At 40.3% G+C, this 4,003-nt stretch carries 8 protein-coding genes; all 8 read right to left on the bottom strand.

Going from position 1 to position 4,003, the window contains the following annotated elements; all coding sequences use genetic code 11:
* Nucleotides 1–121: 121 nt before the first annotated feature.
* Nucleotides 122–634, bottom strand: a complete 513-nt coding sequence (locus ABN256_RS18790) for a KilA-N domain-containing protein (protein WP_349439906.1) — start codon at nucleotides 632–634, stop codon at nucleotides 122–124.
* A 314-nt stretch (nucleotides 635–948) separates the two neighbouring features.
* Nucleotides 949–1,335 (bottom strand): hypothetical protein, encoded by a 387-nt coding sequence (locus ABN256_RS18785; protein WP_349439905.1) that lies wholly within the window; start codon nucleotides 1,333–1,335, stop codon nucleotides 949–951.
* A 264-nt stretch (nucleotides 1,336–1,599) separates the two neighbouring features.
* Complete coding sequence (locus ABN256_RS18780) at nucleotides 1,600–2,007, bottom strand: lysis protein (protein WP_349439909.1); 408 nt, start codon at nucleotides 2,005–2,007, stop codon at nucleotides 1,600–1,602.
* Nucleotides 2,008–2,048: 41 nt separating this feature from the next.
* A complete protein-coding gene (locus tag ABN256_RS18775; protein ID WP_349439904.1) occupies nucleotides 2,049–2,453 on the bottom strand; it encodes a structural protein in 405 nt (134 codons plus the stop codon).
* Nucleotides 2,446–2,754 (bottom strand): phage holin, lambda family, encoded by a 309-nt coding sequence (locus ABN256_RS18770; protein ID WP_349439908.1) that lies wholly within the window; start codon nucleotides 2,752–2,754, stop codon nucleotides 2,446–2,448. The genes ABN256_RS18775 and ABN256_RS18770 overlap by 8 nt, the downstream gene beginning before the upstream one ends.
* Before the next feature lie 384 nt (nucleotides 2,755–3,138).
* Complete coding sequence (locus tag ABN256_RS18765) at nucleotides 3,139–3,642, bottom strand: antiterminator Q family protein (RefSeq protein WP_104731779.1); 504 nt, start codon at nucleotides 3,640–3,642, stop codon at nucleotides 3,139–3,141.
* Nucleotides 3,639–3,830 (bottom strand): hypothetical protein, encoded by a 192-nt coding sequence (locus ABN256_RS18760; protein ID WP_349439903.1) that lies wholly within the window; start codon nucleotides 3,828–3,830, stop codon nucleotides 3,639–3,641. The genes ABN256_RS18765 and ABN256_RS18760 overlap by 4 nt, the downstream gene beginning before the upstream one ends.
* Nucleotides 3,830–3,997, bottom strand: a complete 168-nt coding sequence (locus ABN256_RS18755) for a hypothetical protein (RefSeq protein ID WP_502929710.1) — start codon at nucleotides 3,995–3,997, stop codon at nucleotides 3,830–3,832. Before ABN256_RS18755 ends, ABN256_RS18760 begins: the two co-directional genes overlap by 1 nt.
* Nucleotides 3,998–4,003: the final 6 nt, after the last annotated feature.

The following is a 4,003-nucleotide window of genomic DNA, read 5'->3' as shown; positions in this document are numbered from 1 at the left end:
TCTCGCTCGACGATTTCAGCAACTATCCGCCCATCATCAACCCTGCCACAATTTAGGTATTCAAGTGATTGCTGTAATTGACGATGAAGAACATCTAACCAGTCTTTTTCTTGTTTGGTCATTATTCAATACCTGGAAGATAGATTTGAGCTTCTTTTACAACTCGTTCCCTTGCAGATAGTAGCAACTGTTTTCTACCACCAACGCCCCAATTAGCCATCGTTCTAGCGCAGCTACTGACATTTTTAGTTTCGGTATTGATTACATGATCTAACTTATTCAACTTAGCCATGATATCTAACCCTTTTCTCGTAGCATCCTTAAAGGTGTTGTAGACAAGGATTTCAAACTCTGGCTTTAACCAAGCGGCGTATCTAATAACAACTAATTCTAATGCCCACACGCCATGATTAAGTCCACCGTTAATGACTTTGACCGCAGTGCATTTTTGCATTGCGCTTAATTTTTCTACAAATGTCTTAACCTGTTTACTTCTCAAAAATTGGCTTGGCTTTTGATTCTCTCTGACTTCGCCATTTGCCACGGCTGAGGCATGTAAATCATTTAGGTTATATCTTCCTTTGTCATCGACGCGAACAGATACACCATTAATACTTACTCTTGGATATTGCATAACGTATTACCTTCATTTGAAATGAACCCTCGTTCACATAGAAAATCAGCCCGTCGAAGCTCGCCAGCTATAACTGACTTTCTCGAAGGCTCATATCAAAGTGATTGGATTCGACGTTTTTGAATTGCCCTGTGAATGAGCGGTGAAATGCGTAGAGTTAGCAACCATCATCACGTATCACTACGTTAATCAGGTCACTTCTAGTCTATTCCTAGCAGTCAAGATGGAATCACCCCCTATTGGCGGAATTGCATCCATAAAAAAGCCCCGCTATTGCGAGGCTGTATTTATTTGAATAGGTATAATTTTATAAACTAAAATTCATTGGCGTATGGAAAATCAATACCTTGAACCATTTTAATCATATAATCTTCATTTTGTGCTACATCCATAGGATATGCTGAAGCATCGTCAGTTGACCAATCGTCTCGTGTGGAATTAATAACAGGAATAAAGCTGTACAAAAATAATTTATTTTCCAAACAAAAAACCACGAAATAATTATCTCGACCTAAAATAGGATCTTGTTGCCAGTGACCAGTAGGGCCAACAGGCTTTGGAAATGAACGTCGAATAACAGAAATAAGTAAAGCACCTTGGTAATATTCTCCAAGCGGAGTACGTACCATCCCCTTAATTTGGTCTGAGGTTAATTCAACATACTCTTGTGCATATTTTCCATCATCTTTAATAACTAACATATTCACTACTCCTTTAGTTTTTATGATGGAGCCATCTAGCCCCACATTTTGTACTCTCGAACGCTTAAAAGCACTGTTTAAATATACAGTGTATTGTTACTTCTTAATCTAAGAACTGTCCCAATAGCAAATAATCTTCGTCATGCTTATTTTCTAAAAACTTACGTTGATTATTAACAGATTGGCTTACTGGATATTGGTAATCTATCGTTTTCACACATACTAGTGAAAGCCCTGTGGGAGCCCAAACTCACAGGGTTATTTTTAGTTGATACACTCCGTTCTAATGTAATCCTGCAACCCTTTAATCACTTGCTCTGACTCTGCAATTCGCTCTCTGAGTAACCAATAATTTCTGATAGCGGTGTCAGTAGGTCGGGCGGTGGTTGCATCATCCAATTCGGCGGTGGAATTACTGGTGCTCTTTGGACACTCGGCTTTGATGTACACCCGCTCAGGATTACGCTCACTAATATCACGCAAGCGACTAATTTCATTCTTTGCATTAACAAGCTCCTGAGTGTGTCTTGTATCCAGTTGATTTAATCGAGTGATACGAGCTTGATAGTCTTTGTTGATTTCGACTTGTTGTGAGAGTTGTTCAGTGAGTGATTGGTTTTCTTTCTTTAGCTCCATTACTGATTTAGTAACAAGGTATAAAGAAGATAGCATGATGCTAAATAAAACTATTGGAACCCACGATGTTAATTTACTCATAGCAGCAACCAAGCATCTTCAAAGACTTTCTGGCTGTATGGCTGATAACCTAACTCAACACCAACAATTGCCGTAGCTAATGCAATAGCAACCGGTTTAGATGAAGCGTTAATAGGCTCGTTTACGCTAACTCCGATATCTTTAGCTGCTCGATTAATGTAGCCAGTAGTGTTATTTTCATTTGGTGGCGCATACCGATCGATAATCGACTCGACGGTGTTGAGTTCGTATTTCTTTTGGTATGTTTGCAGTAATTTATAAATTGCCCTAATACCATATTCAGGTGATACGAATTGGCAGAAGCTTGGATCTGTTTGCTGTGCGGATAGCCCTTGCCATTTTGAACCGTGTCGAATGTTGCCCGGATTGTTATTGCGCTCACCGCGTGCTGGCCTAGTCACTTTTCACCCCCGCCTTACCTTTAAGGATCTTACCTACTGAGTCCACACCGATATAACCGATGAATACACTAGCCAGATATGCTAGCTCATGGTTTAGTCCAAACAGCGTTAATAGGTCTTTTACGAACCATGCAAACAATGCACATAAGACCCCATCTAAGAGTGTTTTCTTCCACCCACCACCGTTATATAAACCTCGCAGTATGGCAACACTCCCAGCGAGTCCAGCGAATATGCCTTGGTCTTTATATTGAGATAGTTGATTAAATATCTGCTCCCAAAGCTCAGGGGTTTCTTTCATATTTTGCATACTCACCCCCTATTTGGAGGAATTAGTTAATAGGACGCCGACTCACAGCTCTTGTGTGAATGTGAGGTGTTGTGATTGATTCTGTGGTCGGCATATACGAAAAAAGACCGCCCAAGCGATCTTCTGAATGTGAACTATCCGGTAATTCCGGATGGTTGAACTTGTAATGATTACTTACAGGTTAGAATTATGCCCGTTTCGTGGGCTAACGGCATGTAGCGCTACTCATGCACCAGCATGGACTTACAAATGATATATTTTGCCATGTTAGATAACAAAAAACCCCGCCGAAGCGAGGTCTTGAATGAGGTAAGTAAACTTAAGAGTCACGTAAAGCAACTTACCTGATTAGTATTGCTAATTTGATATTATAAGTCAATAGCAAAGTTCGGTTATTTTCTTCACTTTAGCTACACGTTTACGATTATTCATTGCATTTCGCAGAGGTTCGTACAACAACCACTGTGCAGCCTTGAGTTTTGCATCAACATCATTTCTGCAAGTTCCAAGTGATGGCTTTTTAAATCTATTGCCACCCTTAGTTTGCATTTTGCGTGGTTTTGCAACTCGGTGATAGTAAGATGCAATCGACAACTTAGATGAGCCGTGAGCGTAATAACTTAGTAATATTCCATAGGCCTGTGTGTCAGTGGCGATGACTGAATCTACGACCTGAGAAATCAACATTCCTTCATCGTCATTGCACATAGGTCTTGATGGGTTTTTACTTGGCTCTACTGTTTGCATGAATTTATAAATCATGTTGATCATGCGAATATCGATACGACCAGAATATACCCACGCCCCCCACAGATTTAACCATCCATCTAGCCAGCGAAATTGCTCATCCGTTAATTCTTTCTCTCCGATATAACTCATCTCGCCTCCGGTAATACTGTGTGATAATCATCATTCGCAGTTGTATATAAAACCCTGACACCTTCCATCAGCCCGCTGACTACTTCCATATAGTCCATAACCTGCATTACACAGAAGTTAACCCGTCCACCTGATTTGGATTTTAAATATCTTGCTTCCTCAATGGCTGCGTCTATATCAGTAAACATTAAGCCACCTCCGAATATTGATCCTTTCGCCTTTTCTCATACCAACGAGCCCTACGAGTGAATATGGATTTCATTCGCTTGAGATATTCGATGTCGAATTTACGGACCGTGTTATCGTGCTCTAAACGAGTTACTCGCTCTTCGCCGATTTTATTGATGAGATTAATGCGATA

Source organism: Proteus sp. fly-1008, assembly GCF_040140305.1.
Taxonomy (GTDB): domain Bacteria; phylum Pseudomonadota; class Gammaproteobacteria; order Enterobacterales; family Enterobacteriaceae; genus Proteus; species Proteus vulgaris_B.
Note: the sequence above shows the minus strand (reverse complement) of the source record. Positions and strands in the feature narration are given on the sequence as shown.

Excerpts from the sequence above, each read along its gene's own strand:
- ABN256_RS18785 (WP_349439905.1), bottom strand. The coding sequence starts at position 1,335 with ATGTTAGTTATTAAAGATGATGGAAAATATGCACAAGAGTATGTTGAA.
- ABN256_RS18790 (WP_349439906.1), bottom strand. The coding sequence starts at position 634 with ATGCAATATCCAAGAGTAAGTATTAATGGTGTATCTGTTCGCGTCGAT.
- ABN256_RS18765 (WP_104731779.1), bottom strand. The coding sequence starts at position 3,642 with ATGAGTTATATCGGAGAGAAAGAATTAACGGATGAGCAATTTCGCTGG.
- ABN256_RS18780 (WP_349439909.1), bottom strand. The coding sequence starts at position 2,007 with ATGCTATCTTCTTTATACCTTGTTACTAAATCAGTAATGGAGCTAAAG.
- ABN256_RS18770 (WP_349439908.1), bottom strand. The coding sequence starts at position 2,754 with ATGAAAGAAACCCCTGAGCTTTGGGAGCAGATATTTAATCAACTATCT.
- ABN256_RS18760 (WP_349439903.1), bottom strand. The coding sequence starts at position 3,830 with ATGTTTACTGATATAGACGCAGCCATTGAGGAAGCAAGATATTTAAAA.